Annotated in this window: 12 protein-coding genes; 2 read left to right on the top strand and 10 right to left on the bottom strand. The window is 72.2% G+C overall.

What is annotated here, in order from left to right; translation table 11 throughout:
• Positions 1–239: 239 nt before the first annotated feature.
• The 3 genes from galE to ACIP94_RS06205 are packed head-to-tail and all read right to left on the bottom strand — an operon-like array spanning position 240 to position 4,117.
• On the bottom strand, positions 240–1,220 hold the full coding sequence (galE, locus tag ACIP94_RS06215) for a UDP-glucose 4-epimerase GalE (protein ID WP_402420189.1): 981 nt from the start codon (positions 1,218–1,220) through the stop codon (positions 240–242).
• Positions 1,221–1,263: 43 nt separating this feature from the next.
• Entirely contained in the window at positions 1,264–2,895 is a 1,632-nt protein-coding gene (locus ACIP94_RS06210) for a glycosyltransferase family 2 protein (RefSeq protein WP_402420186.1), read from the bottom strand.
• A 25-nt stretch (positions 2,896–2,920) separates the two neighbouring features.
• Complete coding sequence (locus ACIP94_RS06205) at positions 2,921–4,117, bottom strand: glycosyltransferase 87 family protein (protein ID WP_402420414.1); 1,197 nt, start codon at positions 4,115–4,117, stop codon at positions 2,921–2,923.
• 245 nt (positions 4,118–4,362) lie between these two features.
• Here ACIP94_RS06205 and ACIP94_RS06200 point away from each other — a divergent pair, with 245 nt between their 5' ends.
• Entirely contained in the window at positions 4,363–6,138 is a 1,776-nt protein-coding gene (locus ACIP94_RS06200; RefSeq protein ID WP_402420183.1) for a hypothetical protein, read from the top strand.
• Here ACIP94_RS06200 and ACIP94_RS06195 read toward each other — a convergent pair.
• Positions 6,056–6,562, bottom strand: a complete 507-nt coding sequence (locus ACIP94_RS06195; RefSeq protein WP_402420181.1) for a MarR family winged helix-turn-helix transcriptional regulator — start codon at positions 6,560–6,562, stop codon at positions 6,056–6,058. The two genes, ACIP94_RS06200 and ACIP94_RS06195, sit on opposite strands and share 83 nt — an antisense overlap.
• Before the next feature lie 129 nt (positions 6,563–6,691).
• On the opposite strand from ACIP94_RS06195, the gene ACIP94_RS06190 reads away from it, so the two are divergent.
• Positions 6,692–7,105, top strand: a complete 414-nt coding sequence (locus ACIP94_RS06190) for an organic hydroperoxide resistance protein (protein ID WP_402420178.1) — start codon at positions 6,692–6,694, stop codon at positions 7,103–7,105.
• 76 nt (positions 7,106–7,181) lie between these two features.
• Here the strand turns inward: ACIP94_RS06190 and ACIP94_RS06185 are convergent, their stop codons facing one another.
• The 6 genes from ACIP94_RS06185 to ACIP94_RS06160 form a co-directional block, all read right to left on the bottom strand.
• Complete coding sequence (locus ACIP94_RS06185; RefSeq protein WP_402420175.1) at positions 7,182–9,404, bottom strand: CDP-glycerol glycerophosphotransferase family protein; 2,223 nt, start codon at positions 9,402–9,404, stop codon at positions 7,182–7,184.
• A 5-nt stretch (positions 9,405–9,409) separates the two neighbouring features.
• Positions 9,410–11,602, bottom strand: a complete 2,193-nt coding sequence (locus ACIP94_RS06180; RefSeq protein ID WP_402420173.1) for a CDP-glycerol glycerophosphotransferase family protein — start codon at positions 11,600–11,602, stop codon at positions 9,410–9,412.
• Positions 11,603–11,757: 155 nt separating this feature from the next.
• Positions 11,758–14,013: a CDP-glycerol glycerophosphotransferase family protein gene (locus ACIP94_RS06175; protein WP_402420170.1), complete on the bottom strand. Its 2,256-nt coding sequence runs from the start codon at positions 14,011–14,013 to the stop codon at positions 11,758–11,760.
• Positions 14,014–14,177: 164 nt separating this feature from the next.
• A complete protein-coding gene (locus ACIP94_RS06170) occupies positions 14,178–15,086 on the bottom strand; it encodes a carbohydrate ABC transporter permease (RefSeq protein WP_402420168.1) in 909 nt (302 codons plus the stop codon).
• Positions 15,083–16,363, bottom strand: a complete 1,281-nt coding sequence (locus tag ACIP94_RS06165) for a carbohydrate ABC transporter permease (RefSeq protein ID WP_402420411.1) — start codon at positions 16,361–16,363, stop codon at positions 15,083–15,085. The genes ACIP94_RS06170 and ACIP94_RS06165 overlap by 4 nt, the downstream gene beginning before the upstream one ends.
• Positions 16,364–16,442: 79 nt before the next feature.
• Entirely contained in the window at positions 16,443–17,831 is a 1,389-nt protein-coding gene (locus tag ACIP94_RS06160; protein WP_402420165.1) for an ABC transporter substrate-binding protein, read from the bottom strand.
• Between the last annotated feature and the right edge of the window lie 361 nt (positions 17,832–18,192).

Genomic DNA, 18,192 nt, shown 5'->3' with positions numbered 1-18,192 from the left:
TCGGATGCCTCATCCGCTCTTTAGGGGCCCGGATGCCTCATCCGCTCTTCACCGGAGCGCAGCCGCGCAGCATGTACGCCACCAGCTCGTCCAGGCCGCCGGCGCGTACCTCCGGCGGCGGGAGCTGACCCGTGTCGTCTTCCCGCCGCTGCCGGACCGCACGAGCACGGCGGCGTGACGCGCGGGCGACGGCCCGACGTGGCCGCCCGCGCCGCGCGGGCCCTTGTCCGGCGCAGGCCCTACGCCCGCGCCGCCCCCGGATGCCGGCGGACCCAGCCCTCCCAGGCGGAGGTGATCATGTCCTCCACGTCGTGTTTCGCCGCCCAGCCGAGCTGCCCGGCGATGCGGTCGGCCGAGGCGACGACGCGGGCGGGGTCGCCGGGGCGCCGAGCGGTGACCGTCGGCGGGGTGTCGTAGCCCGTGATCGCGTTGATGCGGTCGACCATCTCGCGCACCGACACGCCTTCCCCGCGGCCGATGTTGAGGGTGAGGTCCGTGCCGGGGGTGGCCCGGAGCGCGCGGGCCGCCGCCACATGGGCCTCCGCGAGGTCGACCACATGGATGTAGTCGCGAATGCACGTGCCGTCGGGGGTCGCGTAGTCGTCGCCGAAGATGCGCGGTGCCGCGTTCTGCGTCAGCCGCTCGAAGACCATGGGGATGAGGTTGAAGACGCCGACGTCGGCCAGCTCGGGGGCCGCCGCGCCCGCCACGTTGAAGTAGCGCAGGGACGCCGTCGCCAGGCCCGTGGCGCGGTTCGTCGCGCGGACCAGCCACTCGCCGGCCAGCTTGGTCTCGCCGTACGGCGACATCGGGACGCACGGCGTGTCCTCCGTCACCAGATCGACGTCCGGCATGCCGTACACCGCGGCGGAGGAGGAGAACACGAAAGAGCGAACGCCGAACTCCGTCACCGCCTCCAGCAGGATCCTCAGACCCTCCACGTTCTCGCGGTAGTAGTGCAGCGGCAGCTCGACCGACTCGCCCACCTGCTTCTTCGCCGCCAGGTGCACCACCCCGCTCACCGCGTGCTCCGCCAGCGTGCGGCGCAGCAGTTCGCCGTCCAGCGTGGAGCCCACCACCAGCGGTACCCCGGCGGGCACGCGCTCGGCGATGCCCGTGGACAGGTCGTCGTACACCACGGCACGTTCGCCCGCCTCGGTCATCGCGCGGACGACGTGCGCCCCGATGTAACCGGCGCCGCCGGTGATCAGCCAAGTCATATGCGGCCGTCCCTCGTCAGTTTGGCTCAGCGTCTGTCTGCGGTCATGCCCAGTGAAGCAGGCGTTTGAGCCGGCGGCCCACGACCGATGTCACTCCTTGTACGCCCGGCGCCACCCGCAGGGCCAGTGCCCCGGAGTGTGTCGCGTACGGCTGCACCAGCAGCACCCCGTGCCGCAGGCTCGGCACCACGCGACGGCCCAGCAGACCGGGGCCGTCCAGGGCGTGGGCCGTGGTGTCGCGGCTCGTTCCGTCATCGAAGCGAAGCGTCAGGTTCAGGTCCCAGGTCCCGGCGCCGAGCGCCCCTAGGTCCACCGGTGCCTCGGCCGTCCAGCCGCCGTGCTCCCCCTCCCGCCGGAGGGCCGCCGTGGCGGTGAGGCCCACCCGGGTCTCGTCCTCCCGCCGTACGAACTCCACGTCCACCCGGTGCGGGCGCGCGTTCTCCACCCGCCCGTACAGCTCGTGCAGGCGCAGCCGCAGCCGGGCGCCACGCGCGCGTGGACGCAGATCCGCGTCGACGGCGACCGGAAGGTGCCGCATGGGGCGGTGCAGCAGGTACTCCAGCCGGACCTGCGGCAGATCCTCCGACCAGACGGGAGAGCCGTCCTCGGTCCGTGCGTAGGGCGGGGTCAGCCGGGCCGGGCGGGCCGCCAGCTCCTTGATCCGGTGCAGATCGCGGGGCTGCCCGGAGGCGAGCACCACCTGCGCCACGACCCGTCCCGGCACGGACGCCTGCGCGAGGTCGGCGGCGTCGAAGTCCGACAGGTACGCGCGCGTGAGCGTCCACCACTCGCCGCGGTACCCGGCTTCACGCAGCGGGAGTTCCCGCGCGTACATGCGCACCCCGCGGTCCAGGAAGGCGGCGCGCGCCGCCCGCGCGAGCCGCTTCTCGCCGGCGCCCAGCAGGATCTCGTACGCCTGCCGGTTGGCCTCCATGCGTGCCTTCCAGTTGTCGACGTCGGCGCGGTCGAGGGAGATCGACAGCCGCCGCGCCGAGCGGCGCACATGCCAGACGTAGACGGTGTCCGGCACCAGGGCGATGCTCGGTCCGGCGGCCAGCACGCGCGCGGTGAACACGAAGTCCTCGTAGGGGAACCGGCCCTCGGGGAAGCGGATGCCGTGCTCGCGCAGGAAGTCGGTGCGGTAGAGCTTGTTGACGCACAGCGTGTCGTGCGCCAGGCGGGGGCGCAGGGAGGGGTGGGAGACCAGCGCGGGCCGCTCGTACAGTTCCGGCTGCCAGGGGACCTCGCGGCCCGACGGCAGCTCGCGGCGCACGCACAGGCCCGCGGCGACGGGGGTCCCGTGCGCGACGGCCGCGATGAGCAGCGCGTCCACCGCGCCGGGCGGCAGCACGTCGTCGCTGTCCAGGAACATCAGATACGGGGCGGTCGCCGCGTCGATCCCGTCGTTGCGCGGGGTGCCGCAGCCGCCGCTGTTGGTGGTCCTGCGCACCACTCTCACCCGCGGGTCCTCGGCCGCGAGGGCGTCCAGCAGTTCGGGGCTGCCGTCCGTCGAGCAGTCGTCGACCGCGATCACCTCGCGGACGATGCTGCCCTGGGCCAGGGCGGAACGCACCGCGTCGGTCACATGAGTGGCGTCGTCGTAACCGATGACGACGACGCTGACCTGTGCAGCGTGAGGGTGCATCGAATCCACGAGTCCGGAGCCTAGGGGCATCTGGTAATTATCTGTTAAGAGCCAATTAACCACCTGTGTGGAAGAGGGCGGGAATGCGGTCGGGGTTCCGCGGCGAGGTGTCCGATTCCGTCCGTTCCGGGGTGGAACGTCCCGAGCGCCACAGGCGGACGAAGGAGAGCACCGCCGCGGACACCAGCAGTCCGTTGCGTACGACCATGAGCACACAGCCCAGCCAGGTGCAGTTGATGACGTCCCCGTAGAGGGCGGGGTACTCCACCGTGCTGACCGCGCTCGCCGCCAGGACGAGGACGGCCACCGCGCGCTGTGTGGTGTGGCGTGAGGTCAGGCAGACCGCGGCCAGCCCGATCAGCCACACCATGTACTGGGGGCTGATGACCCGGCTCGTCACCGTGAACAGCAGCACGGCCGCGAGCGCCGCGTCGTAGGGGGTCGCGGGCGTCCAGCGGCGGGCCCGCACCCGCCACAGCAGCAGCAGGGCGAAGGCCACCGCGGTCAGCCCGAGCGAGCCCGCGGCGACCGCGTGCACATGCGGGCCGACGAACTCGACGGCTCCGTACTGGTAGCGGGTGCGCCCGGACCAGCCGGCCCGGCGCGCCAGCATGAGCGCGGTGCCGCCGAGCGACTCGATCTGCACGCCCCGGCCGCCCTGCTGGCGCAGGAAGTCGAGCGGGTTGCGGAACAGGGCCACGAGCAGGGCGAGCAGCGTGACCACCGTGACCACGGCCGCCGTCCATGCCTCGCGGGTGCCACGGCCGCGCGGGGCGCCGAGGAGCGCCAGCGCCGGCCACACCTTCACCAGGGCGCCCAGTGCCGCGAACGCGCCGCCCACGCGCGGCCGACGCGACAGTGTCAGCAGCGAGATGACCGCGAAGGCGGTGACCTGGACGTCGTAGCGGGCGAGCGGGACGTGCAGCAGCAGGGGCAGGCCCGCCGTCCACAGGGCCGCGCCGCGCAGGGAGCGGCCCGGGCGGGTGCCCGCGCGGGCGAGGGCGAGCGTGATCACAGCGTCCGTGAACAGGGTGAGGGTGACGAACGCCTGAAAGTACGTCAGGCCCGGCAGCAGCGCGGGCGACAGCAGCACCGCGCCCGCCCCCGGCGGGTACTGCCACAGGTGATCGCCCGACGGGAACGCCCCGTGTGAGAGGACGCGGTACCAGTGGAAGTACAGCGCCCACACCTCGCGCGCGACCCCGCCCCGGCCGAGCAGCGGGTACTGGTCGTGCGCCAGCAGCCACAGCATCAACGCCCGGGTGGTGAGCCAGCCGGTGGCGAGGAGAAGCAACCGATGTGTTGTGCGGCCCCTCTTCCACAACGGTGGGCGCGACGCCGGTGCGGACGGGGGTGCGGGGGGTTCCATGGCACTCTTCAAGGCACTCATCAAGCCCGGATGGTAAGCCGCCAAGATGACGCGCGAGTGCAGATACGCCGTCAATAAGCGGCAAAGGTTGGTTAATAGTACTAAGTCGACACATGTTGAATGCCTCCATGAGTCGGTCAGCGGTGAGGTGTACGGAGCGCGTGGCGGTCCTCATGCCCGTGGCGGTCATGGTCGCGCTCGGGCTGTGGGGACTGGACCGCGACGGCATGTGGCGCGACGAGGCGGCCACGTTCCAGGTCGCGCGCCGCTCGCCGGCGCAGATCTGGCGTTTGCTGCACCACGTGGACGCGGTGCACGGGCTGTACTACCTGCTGATGCACGCGGTCCTGGCTCTTCACCCCGGTGAGGTGCTGCTGCGGCTGCCCTCGGTCTGCGGGGCGGCCGCGACAGCGGGCCTGGTCTCCGCGCTGGGCACCCGGCTGTGCCGGCCACGGGTGGGGCTGTGGGCGGGGCTGCTGTACGCGGTCACGCCGATGGTCGGGCACTACGCGCAAGAAGGACGCAGTTACGCCCTGGTCGCGGCCGGGGTCGCGGGCGCGACGCTGCTGCTCCTGCGAGCGGTGCGGGACGGGAGGTGGTGGCCGTACGGGCTCGTCCTCGCCGTCACCTGTGTGCTGCACGAGTTCGCGGTGCTGGCGCTGGTCGCGCACGCCTGCACGCTGGCACTCGCGCGGGTGCCGGGCCGGGTGTGGCGCGGGTGGGCCCGTGCGGCCGGGGTCACGGCCGTGGTGCTGCTTCCCCTGGTGCTGGTGTCACGGGGGCAGTCGGCACAGGTGGCGTGGCTGACACCGCCTGACGGGCGGAGCGCGGAGCGGCTGCTGCGGGAGTTCGCGGGACCGTCGCGGGCGGTCCTGTGGCCCTGTCTGGTGCTGATGACGCTGGCGGTGCGCAAGCCCGGGACCTCGCGCGGGCTCTCGCCCGCCGTGGTGGCGCTGCCGTTGATGGTGGTACCGCCGGCGGTGCTGATGGCGGTGTCCCAGGTCAGTCCGCTGTACGACGACCGGTATGTGCTGTATTCGCTGGCCGGGGCGCCCCTGCTGGCCGCGGCCGGTGCCGAGCGGGCGGCCGGGATCCTTGGCCGGCTCGCCGCCGGGACGCGGGTCGCGCCGCGGAACGGCTGCCCGCACACCTCCGGAGCGATCGCGCGCGGACCCCTGCGCCCCGCGCCGCCACGACCGGTCCCGTACGGGACGGCGGTGGCGCTGCGGGAACGGTCACAGGTCTCCGCGTTCCGCGCCCGCCCGGTCCTGCGGCGACTCTCCGTGCCCCGTGCCCGCGCGGTTCCGGGGCGGCGCCCCGCGCCCGGCCCCCGCCCGGCCTCGCGGCGGCATGCCGGGGCCCTGGTCGGGGTGGTTCTCGTCTGCGGGGTGCTGGTCGTGCAGTTACCCCTGCTCAGGGCCGACCGGCGGGCTGCCCACCGGCCCGACGACCTGGCCGCCGTCTCCGCCGCCGTGGGCCGCACGGTGCGGCCCGGGGACCCGGTGCTGTTCCTGCCCTCGCTGGAGCGGCGCGCGGCGCTGGCCTATCCGGCGGGGTTCCGGGGGATCCGGGATGTGGCGCTGGACGTGCCCGCGGCCGTCGGCGGGACGCTGTACGGGCGGGAGGTCGGCCCCCGGGAGCTGCGGCGGCGGCTCGGCGGAGTGGGGTACGTCTGGGTGGTCGCCGAGGGGTATGCGCTGCGGCCCTCCTGGACGCCCTGGAACGCCACCGACCGCGCCAAACTCGCGGTGATGCGCGAGGAGTTCATCACCCGTGCGGAGTATGTGCACCGCGGGGTCACCCTTCGACTTTACGTGCGCCCTAGAAGCACTCGGGAGTCTCCTCCAGCGCCGCCGCGTCCAGGGTCCGGGTCAACGCGTCGAGGCGGGCCCGCAGGTCCGTGATCTCCGCCAGGTCGAAGCCCGTCGCCGCGGCGATCCGGCGGGGTACCAGCAGCGCGCGCTCCTTCAGTGCCATGCCGTCGTCCGTGAGGTGGACGTGCACGGACCGCTCGTCCTGGGTGCTGCGCTCGCGCCGGACCAGACCCGCCGCCTCCAGCCGCTTCAGCAGCGGCGACAGCGTCCCGGAGTCCAGCCGCAGATGCTCGCCGAGCCTCTTCACCGGCAGCTCCCCCCGCTCCCACAGCACCAGCATCACCAGGTACTGGGGGTAGGTGAGGCCCAGTTCCTTGAGGACGACGCGGTACACGCCGTTGAAGGCGCGGGACGCGGCGTGCAGGGAGAAGCAGATCTGTTGGTCGAGGCGCAGGTACTCCTCGCCCCCGGAGGCCTCGGGGGCCGCCGTGCTGGGTGTCGGCGTGATTGTCATGGCTCCAGGGTAGCGCCGGCCAACCATTTAGTTGTGCACAACTAAATTGTGTGCTCTAATGGTGTCCGCAAGGCGGTCCGGACGGAAGACGGACCGGCCGCCGAAAGACTTCGAAAGGGATGGTTTTCCATGGACGCGCTCTACACCGCCGTCGCCACCGCCACCCACGGCCGCGACGGTCGCGCCATCAGCTCCGACGGCAAGCTCGACCTCGGCCTGGCCATTCCGGTGGAGATGGGCGGCAGCGGCCAGGGCACCAACCCCGAGCAGCTGTTCGCCGCCGGGTACGCCGCGTGTTTCGCCAGCGCCCTCGGCCTCGTCGGCCGCCAGGCCAAGGTCGACGTGAGCGACGCGGCGGTGACCGGCGAGGTGAGCATCGGCAAGCAGGGCGAGGGCTTCGGCCTCGCGGTCACGCTGCGCATCGAGCTGCCGGACTCCGTGGACCAGGAGACCGGTCGCAAGCTGGTCGAGCAGGCCCACCAGGTCTGCCCCTACTCCAACGCGACCCGCGGCAACATCCCGGTCGAGCTGGTCGTCGAGTAACCGTCGGGTAGCCCGTCGGTGACCACAGTCCCGTGCCCGGCGCCGGTGAGAAGCTCTCCCGGTGCCGGGCACGTTCTCATGTCCTGGTCAGCGCATCCAGATCGCCCGCCGCCGGCCCCGGGATCGCCACCTGGACGTCCGCCTCGCCCAGCATCAGCATCCGCACCACCCGCCGGGCCGCCTGCCCGTCCTCGAACTCGCAGAACCGCGCCCGGAATCCGGCCCGCAGCCGTGCCGACTCCGCGTCCCGCCAGCATCCCGAGGCGAACAGCCAGGCCAGCTCCCGGTACGAGCGCGCGACATGACCCGGGGCGTCCGCCGTGATGTCGAAGTACGCGCCCCGGGCGGCCGTGAACGCGCCCCAGTCGTCGGCGTGCACGACGATCGGCCGGTCCAGGTTGGCGTAGTCGAACACAAGGGACGAGTAGTCCGAGACCAGCACATCCGAGGCGAGCATCACTTCCTCGACGTGCGGCTCGTCGGTGGCGTCGACGAGCACGCCGCGCCGGTGCAGCTCGGCCAGGCCCATCCCGCGGGCCGGACCCTCCGCCAGCGAGGGGTGCAGACGGACGACCAGGGTGTGGCCCGCGCCCAGGTCCTCGGCGAACCGGGCCGGATCGAAGCGGTCGCAGTGCCCACCCCGGACATGGTCCCGGCGGGTCGGCGCGTACAGCACGACCGTGTGGTCCTCGGGGATGCCGTGCCGGGACCGGAAGGCGGCCCCGTCGCCGGGCCGCGCGCCCACCAGGACGTCGTTGCGGGGGCTGCCGCTGCGCACCGAGGTGAAGTGGCTGGGGTAGGCGCGGTCCCAGACCAGCTCCGCGTGGCGGTTGGCGACCAGGCTGTAGTCCCACCGGTCGGCGCGGCGCAGCATCTGCGGCACGTCCGTCCCGTACCGGGCGCCCGGCTTGTCCCGCAGATCGGCGCCCATGTACTTCAGCGGGGTGCCCCGATGGGTGTGGATGTGGACGCTGCCGGGGCGCTTGACCAGGGTGCGGGGCCAGTTGACATTGTTGACGAAGTACTTCGCCCGCGCGGTGAGACGGTGGTACCCCAGGGAGTCCGGCAGCACGTACTCGATGTCCGGCGGCAGGTGCTCCGCCTGGTCCGCGCGCACCACCCACACGCCCCGGATGTGCGGGGCGAGCTCGCGGGCCGCGCGATGGATGGCGGCCGGGTCACCGAGGACGCCCCGGTGCGAGAACGCCGAGTAGAGGGCCAGCTCCGGGTCCGGGGGCCGTAGCGCGTGTGCCCGGGACCAGCCCCCCTTGACAAGCCCGGCCACCGCCGAGCGCGCCTGCTGCCGCCGCCGCCCGAGCGCTCCACCGAGCGCGGCGGCCCGCTGCCGGGCCCGGTAGCGGGCGTAACCGCCCTGGAGGACGCGCAGGTCCGCCGGCACCGGCTCCTCGGTGCGATACTCGCGGAACAGCTCGGCGGTACGGCGGAAGAACTCGCCCTTGGCGGACGCGGGCAGCCGGTCCGGTTTGGCGAGGATGTCCAGGCAGTGCTCGCCCATCTTGCGGTGCAGACAGGGGCGCCAGCGGGCCAGCTCGGGGTGGGCGTCGACGTACGCGAAGACCCGCTCGTACTGGTCGTGGATGTCGAAGTGCTTGCGGCTGGTGGTGGACAGGATGTTGCCCTGCCGGCGCTGGCGGTAGTTCAGGCAGATCCGGTCGAGGACCGCGATCCGGTGGGCGCTCAGCAGCGCGGGGAAGGTCCACGGCGTGTCCTCGTAGTAGCCCGGCGGGAAGGCGAGGTCGTGCGCGGTGACGTAGTCCCGGCGGTAGACCTTGTTCCAGACCACCATCAGCAGTTCGAGGATCTCGGGGCGTTCCGCGGCCGTGAAGGTCCCCTCGCCCGCCTCGGCGAGCACCCGGGCCAGTGCGTTGCGCCGGGTGCCGCCCCACCAGTAGGTGCGTGCGTAGTCGAACACGAGAACGTCGGGGCCATCGGGGCCGTCCGGGGCGCGGGTCTCCTCCAGCCGGTCGGCGATCGCGCGCAGCGCCCCCGGGGTGAGCGTGTCGTCGCTGTCGAGGAAGAGCAGATAGTCCCCGGTGGCGTACGGCATCCCGGCGTTGCGGGCCCGGCCCAGGCCGACGTTCTCAGGCAGGTGCAGCACCCGGACGCGCGGGTCGCGTTCGGCGTATTCGTCGAGGATCGCTCCGCAGCCGTCGGGCGAGTGGTCGTCGACCGCGATCACCTCGAAGTCCGTGTACGACTGGCCGAGCACCGAGTCCAGGCACTCGCCGAGGAAGCCCTGCACCTTGAAGACGGGGACGATGACGCTGAAGCGGGGCACTCGGGTCAGCTCCTCACCAGGCAGTGGGCCGGGGCCGGGACGCGCTCGGCGAGCGGGATCACGGGCGGGATCGACTCGGGCGGCTCGCCCAGCAGCACCCGGCGCACCACGCGTTCGGCGGCGCGCCCGTCGTCGAACTGGCAGAAGCGCTCACGGAAGGCGGCGCGCAGGGCGGCGGCGGAGGCGTCCGCGTACGCACCGTCGCGGAAGAGCGCCGTCAGCTCCTCGGGCGTACGCGCCACCCGGCCCGGCGGCGCCTCCAGCAGGTCGAAGTAGACGCCCCGGACTTCCCGGTAGACGTCCCAGTCGTCCGCGTACACGACGATCGGCCGGTCCAGATTGGCGTAGTCGAACATGATCGACGAGTAGTCCGTGATCAGGGCGTCGGCGGCCAGGCAGACGTCCTCGGAGGAGCGGTGCCGGGTGACGTCGATGACCCGGCCGGCACCCTGTGCCGTGCCCCGGTCGTAGAAGTAGTGGGCGCGCAGCAGCACCACGTACTCGTCGCCGATCGCCTCGCAGAACGCCTCCAGATCCAGGGGCGCCTCGAAGCCGGTCGAGTGGTCGCGGTGCGTGGGCGCGTACAGCAGGGCCGTCCTTCCCTCGGGGACGCCCAGCTCGCGGCGGACCCGGGCCACGTCGTCGGCGGTCGCCGTGTAGTAGACGTCGTTGCGCGGATAGCCGTACTCCAGGGTCTCGTACGAGCCCGGGAACGCCCGCTCCCACATCCGGGTGGAGTGCCGGTTGGAGGAGAGGTTGTAGTCCCAGCGGTCCACCCGGGTCAGCAGCTTGGTGAAGCTGCCGGAGGCGGCCGCCACCACGGGGTACGTCGACTGGTCGACGCCCATCCTCTTCAGCGGCGTGCCGTGCTGGGTCTGAAGGTGCACACTGCCGGGGCGCTTGACGACGCCGTCCGCGAAGTTGGCGTTGTTGATCAGGTACGTGGCGCGGGCGAGCACGTCCCAGTAGGCGCGGCTGCCGATCACCGCGTGGTCCACGTCCTTCGGCAGGCCCCCCACCGCGCCCGGCTCGACCAGGAACACCGAGCGGATGTGCGGGGCCAGTTCACGGGCCTTGGCGTGGATCGCGGCGGGGTTGCAGGCATAGCCACGGCCCCAGTACGCGCAGTACACGGCGAGGTCGGGGTCGAGCGGGCGGCGCAGACTCAGCGCGTACCGGGCGCGGGTGCGCACCGCCTGGGGCCGGGGCACCTGCCGTGCCGCCCGCGCCGTGCCCTGGCTGACGGCCCGCAGCGCGTGGAACGCGTCGTAGGCCCCGGCCGAGAGCAGCCGGTGCTGCACCCCGACGCTGCCCTCCGGAGGCCGGAACCCTGCCGGGCGGTGACGGCGGTACAGGGCGCCGGCGCGCCGGAAGAACGCCCGCCGCAGATGCGCGGGCAGTCGCTCCGGATGCGTGGCGGTCCGCAGCACGGCTGAGAAGAGCTGCTCGAACAGCGGCCGCAACCGGTCCTCGGGGAGGCCGAGTTCACCGGCCCGGTCGAGAACCAGCTCGACCTGGTCCAGCAGGTCGAGCTGGTGGGCGCCGGGGCTGTGCAGCCGACTGCCCTGCCGGCGCAGCAGATGCCGTACGCAGACCGAGCGCAGCACCGCCATGCGCTCGGCGGTGAGCGTGACCAGACCGCCCCAGCCGATGTCGGTGAAGTGGCTTGCCGGGAAGGTGAGCCGGTGCCCGGTGACGAATGCGCGACGGTACGCGGCACTCCAGGCGGGCACGGACACCCCGGTCAGCTCCGGCGCCAGGCCGGGCGCGAACGCCCCGTCGGGCGCCGGACCCAGCGCAGCCGTGGACGTCTCGGTGTCCCACCAGTGGACCCGTTCGTGGTCGAAGAAGAGGACGTCCACCTCACCGGTCGCCTCGAGACGCGCGTCGATCGCGGCCAGCGCGCCGGGCGTGAGGACGTCGTCGCCGTCGAGGAACAGCAGATATGTCCCGGTCGCCGCCGCCATCCCGGTCGTACGGGCCACGCCCAGGCCGCCGGCGGGCGGCGAGGTGAGCGGCACGACCTCGCTGTGCCGCTCGGCGTACGCGGCGGCGACCGAGCCCGCGGGGGAGTCCGGGGCGTCGCAGACCGGGATCAGCTCGAAGTCGCCGAAGGACTGGCCGAGGACGGAGTCCAGCGCCTGGGACAGACGGCCGGCGACACCGAAGGCGGGGACGATGATGCTGAAGCGGGGCATTCTGGTCTTTCTCTCGGGCCCCGGTCGCGGTGCCGGAGCCTGTGCGTCGTGGGCGTGCGGGTACGTCAGCGCCCGGGCCGTCCGGCGGGGCGCCAGGTGAACGGCCTTGCGGGGGTGGGTCTGCGCGGCATGCGGAACTCCGTCTGCTCAGGGGGTCACAGGCGTTCGGCGACCGGGACGGGACGCCCGGGCGCCGGAATGGCGGCCGGCGGTACGGCGGACAGCCCCGCGACGGCGGACGGGACCGGATGCCGGCCCGCCGGGGGGACGACCGAGGGCAACTCGGCGTTCTCCCCGAGCACGACCCGGCGCGCGACCCGCTCGGCGGCGCGCCCGTCGTCGCAGGGGCAGAAGCGCTCGCGGAACGCGGTCCGCAGCCGGGCCGAGCGCGAGCCGCACCAGTGGCCGGTCGCGAAGATGTCGATCAGCTCGTCCTCGCTGCGCGCTACCGCGCCCGGCGGGAAGGCGCGCACGTCGAAGCAGGTGCCGCGGGTCGCCTCGTACGCCTCCCAGTCGTCCGCGTACACCACGATCGGCCGGTCGAGGTTGGCGTAGTCGACCATCAGGGAGGAGAAGTCGGTGACCAGCGCGTCCGAGGCCAGGCAGACCGACTCCACGCTCGGATGGTCGCTGACGTCGATCAGGCGGCCGCCGGTGGCCCGCGTGAGCGGCTCGCCGTACGAGGGGTGCGCGCGGGTCAGCAGCACGAAGCGCGGGCCGAGCCTGCTCAGAAAGCGTTCGAGGTCAAGGCCGGGGCGCGGGCCGCGGTGGTATTCGCGGGGGGTGGGCGCGTACAGGATCGCCACCGCGTCCGCGGGGATGCCGAACGTCTCGCGCAGCCGGGTCACATCCGCCGAGGTCGCCCGTGCGAAGACGTCGTTGCGCGGGAGGCCGTACTCCAGCGTCGTGAAGCCGGACGGGAACACGCGCTCCCACACCAGGGTGGAGTGGCGGTTGCCGGACACGACGTAGTCCCACGTGTCGGCGGAGCGCAGCATCCGTACGACGTCGGTGTCGCGGGCGGCGGCCGGACGGTCCAGGAGGTCCAGGCCCATGCGCTTGAGCGGGGTGCCCTGCCGGGTCTGGACCAGGACCTGGCCGCGGCGCTTGACCAGGCGCGGGTCGAAGTCGCCGTTGTGCACGAGGTACCGGGAGCGGGCCAGCGCCGTCCAGTACGCGGCCGAGCCGGGTCGCAGCCGGCGGGTGGCCGCCGGGATCGTGTGATGGTGCTCGGGGCCGGCGACCCACGCGGTGCGGATCCGGGGGAACAGCCTTCGGAAGGCGGCCTCCAGGGCGGCCGGGTTGCAGCCGTACCTGCCTCCCGCGTCACTGGTGAAGACGGCCCGGTCGGCGCGCAGCGGAAGGCGCGACTGGATGCGGTAGTGCGCCCACAGCGCGACGTCGGCCGACGTGCGGACCGCCCCGGCGGCCAGGCGCCTGGCGCCGCGCGCCAGACGGGAGGCCAGGGACAGCAGCCGGAAGGTGCGGTGCGCGCCGAAGCGGACCAGCAGATGGCGCGGTCGCAGCGAGGCGCCCGGGACGCGGTGGCGGCGGCAGTGGTCGCGGGCCAGCCGCAGGAACTCGCCATGACTGCCCCGGGGCAGCCGGCGGCGCCGGACGAAGACCGTGGCCAGATGGTCGACCATGCGGCCGAACAGCGCGGGCCGCCAGCGGGCGAGCTCCGGATGCGCGTCCAGGTACGCGAACACCCGGTCGTACTGGTCGAACACATCGAAGTGCTTGCGGCTGGTGGAGCGGAGGATGCTGCCCTGGCGGCGCTGGCGGTAGTGGACGCAGACCCGGTCGAGGGTGGCGATCGTCTCCGCGGTCAGCAGCACCGGGAACGTCCAGGGCGTGTCCTCGTAGTAGCCCGGCGGGAAGGTGAAGCCCTCGCGCTCGACGAACTCCCGTCGGTACGCCTTGTTCCAGACCACCATCAGCAGCGAGAGCAGTTCGGGCCGGTCGTCGAGGCGGAAGGGCGCCGGACCCTGCTCGCAGAGCACACCGGAGAGCTGGTTGCGGACCGTCCTGCCCGTCCAGTAGGTACGGGCGTAGTCGAAGACGAGGACGTCCGGGTCGGAGGTCTCCTTCAGCCGGTCCGCGATGTCCTGGAGGGCGTCGGGGATCAGTGTGTCGTCGCCGTCCAGGAAGAGGACGTAGTCGCCGATCGCCTGCTCCAGCCCCGCGTTGCGGGCCCGCCCGAGCCCCACGTTCTCCGGCAGATGCAGCGGGCGGACGCGGGCGTCGCGGGCGGCGAACTCGTCGATGACGGCGCCGCAGGCGTCCGGCGAGCAGTCGTCCACGGCGATGACCTCGAGATCCGGGTACGACTGGTCCAGCACGGAGGTGAGGCACTCCTCCAGGTACGCCTGAACCTTGTACGCGGGAACGATGACACTGAACCTGGGCAAGGGGAATCCATGGGTCGGCACGGGCATACTGCCCGAAAACGGCCGATGGAGCGGTTTGGTTACGCCCGGCTGCGACATGAGGGGCAACGCCCAAGGAAACCCCAGGTGAACGACGTGGGGTGGACCGTGGCCCCGGCCCACCCCGAACCGTCGTGCGAACATGCCTACTTGACGGCACCGGCCATCACGCCCGACACGAACTGGCGCTGGAACGCGAAGAACACGGCCAGCGGGATCACCATCGAGATGAACGCGCCGGGCGCCAGGACGTCGATGTTGTTGCCGAACTGGCGTACCTGCGTCTGGAGCGCCACCGTGATGGGCTGGGTGCCCGACTTGGTGAACACCAGGGCGACCAGCATGTCGTTCCACACCCACAGGAACTGGAAGATGCCGAGGCTCGCGATCGCCGGGCCGCCCAGCGGCAGCACGACCCGGGCGAACAGCCGCAACTCGCCCGCGCCGTCGAGGCGGGCCGCCTCCAGCAGCTCCCTGGGGATCTCCGCGAAGAAGTTCCGCAGCAGGAACACCGCGAAGGGGAGGCCGAAGCCGGTGTGGAAGAGGATCACCCCGAAGACCGTCCCGAACAGGCCGATCCTGCCGAAGAGTTCCGCGATCGGGATCAGCGCCACCTGGACGGGCACGACCAGCAGGCCGACCACGCCGAGGAACCACCAGTCGCGGCCCGGGAACTCCATCCAGGCGAAGGCGTAGCCCGCCAGGGAGCCGATCACCACCACCAGGACGGTCGCCGGCACGGTGATGAGGACCGTGTTCAGCAGGGAGTTGGTGATGTCGCCGTTCTCCAGCAGCTTCTGGTAGCTCTCGACGGTCAGTTGCGAGGGCTTGCTGAAGACCGTCCACCAGCCGGACGCACTCATGTCCGACGGTGAGCGCAGCGAGGACAGCAGCAGGCCGATCGTCGGCACCAGCCAGAACAGGCCGACGAGGATCAGGAACACACGGACCAGACCGCCGCTGAGACCTTCCGTGAGCCGCGCGCCGAGGGAGCGTCGCGCCCGGACGACGGGGACGGGCGCCGCCTCGGGCAGACGCCGGGCCTGGGTCGTCATCGCCTGACCTCCCGCCGCAACCGTCGTACGTTGAACAGCATCACCGGGATCACGAGCAGCAGCAGGAACACCGCGATCGCGCTCGCGATGCCCGGCTGGTCCTCCGAGAAGCCCTTGCGGTACAGCTCCAGCGCCAGGACGTCCGCGTCGTCCTGGGACGAGCCCGGCGGGATGATGAAGACCAAGTCGAAGATCTTCAGCACATTGATCATCAGCGTGACCGTGACCACCGCGAGCACCGGCGCCAGCAGCGGCACGGTGACCCGCCGGAACACCTGCCACTCGCCCGCGCCGTCCACCCGCGCCGCCTCCAGCAGCTCCCGGGGCACGCCCGCGAGTCCCGCCGCGATCAGCACCATCGCGAAGCCGGCCCACATCCACACGTATGCGCCGATGATGGCCGGCGTGACCAGCGACGGCCCCAGCCAGTCCACCCCGTTGTACGGCTCCTTGAAGTTGTCCGCCGGCAGCCGCAGCCGGGCGCCGTCGGCCCGGGCGGGCAGCGTGAACGTGCCGTCGGCGGCGGCCTTCGTCGCGGCCACCACCGTGCCGTCCTTGACCGCCTCGATCCGCATTCCGGCGTAGCCCAGCTCCGAGGGGTCGACCGCGCCGAGCCTGCCGACGCCCTTGCCGCGCGTGAAGTCCTGCCAGGTGGTGCCGGTGATGCTGCCCGGCCGGGGCTTGGCCGGTACGGCCCTCTTCGCGCCGCTCGGCATCTGGTCGGGGGCGACTCCGACCAGGGGCAGCGCGACCGGCTGCCCGGTGTGGACGGCGGTCCGCGTGATGAAGCCGCCGCCCTGTGGCTGGAGCGGGGACTCGCGGCCGGGGTGCGCCTTCGGGAACGCGGACGACTGCGCGAAGGTGTCGTGGACCCCGACCCACACCGCGTTCGCGACGCCCTTGCCCGGGTCCTGGTCGTACACCAGCCGGAAGATGATCCCCGCGGCGAGCATCGAGATCGCCATCGGCATGAAGACGACCAGCTTGAACGCCGTGCCCCAGCGCACCCGTTCGGTGAGCACCGCGAAGACGAGGCCCAGCGCGGTCGAGACGGTCGGCGCGAACACCACCCAGATGATGTTGTTCTTCAGGGCGGTGCGGATGCCGTCGTCCGTGAACAGGGCCTTGTAGTTGTCGAATCCGGCGAAGCCGTCGCCCGAGGCGTTGGAGAAACTGCGGACGACCGAGTACCCGATCGGGTAGACCACGAGCGCGCCGAGCAGCACCAGGGCGGGCAGCAGGAAAAGGGCCGCCACGGCCTTGCGGGTGCCGGTCACGCTCTTGCGCGGACGGGGGGCGGAGGGCCTCGCCGGGACTTCGGCGACGCCCTCCGCGGCTGCCGGCGTCACCGCCGGATCAGCTCCCGCTTCCGTACGCCGCCGCCGCGTCCTTCTCCAGCTTCGCCTGGGTGCCCGCGACGTCCGCCGGGTTCTTCAGGAAGTCCTGGAGGTCCTTCCACTCGCCCTTGCCGGGCGTGCCGCCGAAGGCCTGCGGGGCCTGGTCGGACATGTCGAAGCGGAAGTCGTCGCCTGCCGCGATCAGCGCCTTGGCCATCTTCTGCTGCACCGCGTTCGGGTACGCGGACAGCGGGACGCCCTTGTTCGGCGAGAGGTAGCCGCCGAGCCGGGCCTGGATGGCCGCCGCGTCCGGTGAGGCCAGGAAGGTGACCAGGGCCTGCGCCGCCGGGGAGTCCTTCAGGACGACCGCCGCGTCACCGCCGGAGACCACGGGTGCCTGGGCCCCCACCGCCGGGAACGGGAACACCTTGGCGTCCGTGCCCACCTTGGCCTTGGTCTCGCCGATGTTGACCTGCGCGAAGTCGCCCTCGAAGACCATGCCCGCCTTCGGCTGGGTGCCTCCGGTGAAGGTCTGGGTGACGGAGGCGGGGAACTCGGTCTGGAGCGCGCCGTCGGGGCCGCCCGCGATGTAGTCCTTCTTGCCCCAGATCTGCGCCAGCGTGGTCAGCGCGTCCTTTACGGACGGGTCCGTCCACTTGATCTTGTGCTGGGCGAGCTGGTCGTACTTGTCCGGGCCCGCCTGGGAGAGATAGACGTTCTCGAACCAGTCCGTGAGGGTCCATCCGTCGGCGCCGCCGATGGAGAACGGGGTGACCCCGGAGTCGTAGACGCCCTGGGCCGCCTTCAGCAGGTCCGCCCAGCGGGCCGGCTCCTTGGCCCCCGCGTTCTGGAAGACCGGTGCGTTGTACCAGATGAGGGACTTGTTGGCGGCCTTGTAGTAGGCCGCGTACTGGGTGCCGTCGACCTTGCCGATGTCCTGCCAGCCCCGGGAGTAGTTCTTCGCGATCTGCGCCTTGGCCTCGGCGCCCAGGGGCTTGGCCCACTTCTTCCGGACGGCCTGTTTGATGGCGCCGGGCTGCGGGAGCAGGGCGACGTCCGGCGGCTGGCCGCCGGCGATCTTCGAGCCGAGGAAGTTGATGATCGGGTCCTGGGCGGGCACGAAGGTGACCTTGGCGCCGGTCCGTTTCTCGAACTCGGCGAGGACCTTCTTGAAGTTGGCCTGTTCGCCTCCGGTCCAGACGGCGGCGACCTCCAGGCTCCGGCCGTTCAGCTTGGGGAGGGTGACGGTGGCCGCGCCGGCCGTACCGCCGCTGTTCTTGTCGCCGCCGTTCTTCTTGTCGTCGCTTCCGCCGCACGCGGTGAGCGAGAGCGCCAGCGCTCCCACGACGACGGCGGCTGCGGTCCTGGCGGCCCGGTGTGTCCGGATGGTGCTGCTCGTACTGCGCATCACTGCCCCGTTCTTCGTTCCTCGTCGAACGTCGAGCGCTGTCCCGTGCGCTCTGGTGTACGCGGGGACGATCGGGGCGGCAAGAGCGCCTGCGCTGTCAACAGGGCGATCGTGACCGCCTCGTGACGTACGGTCAGTGCTCCTTCCGGGCTGTTGACGTCTGGCCCTCCGGGGTGAGGGCCCACAGCCCTCCGGGCTGGTGACGTCTGGCCCTCCGGGGCGTGGGCCTACAGCTCTGCGGGGCGTGGGCGTGCAGCTCTCCGGCCGTGGGGCCTGCGGTGCTCCGGCCGTGGGCCTGCGGTGCTCCGGGGTGTGGGCCTGCGGTGCTCCGGGCCGTGGGGCCTGCGGTGCTCCGGCCGTG

The sequence above is a fragment of the Streptomyces sp. NPDC093261 genome (assembly GCF_044753645.1).
Taxonomy (GTDB): Bacteria; Actinomycetota; Actinomycetes; order Streptomycetales; family Streptomycetaceae; genus Streptomyces.
The sequence above is the reverse complement of the archived record's forward strand: the minus strand, read 5'-3'. Positions and strand labels throughout refer to the sequence as shown.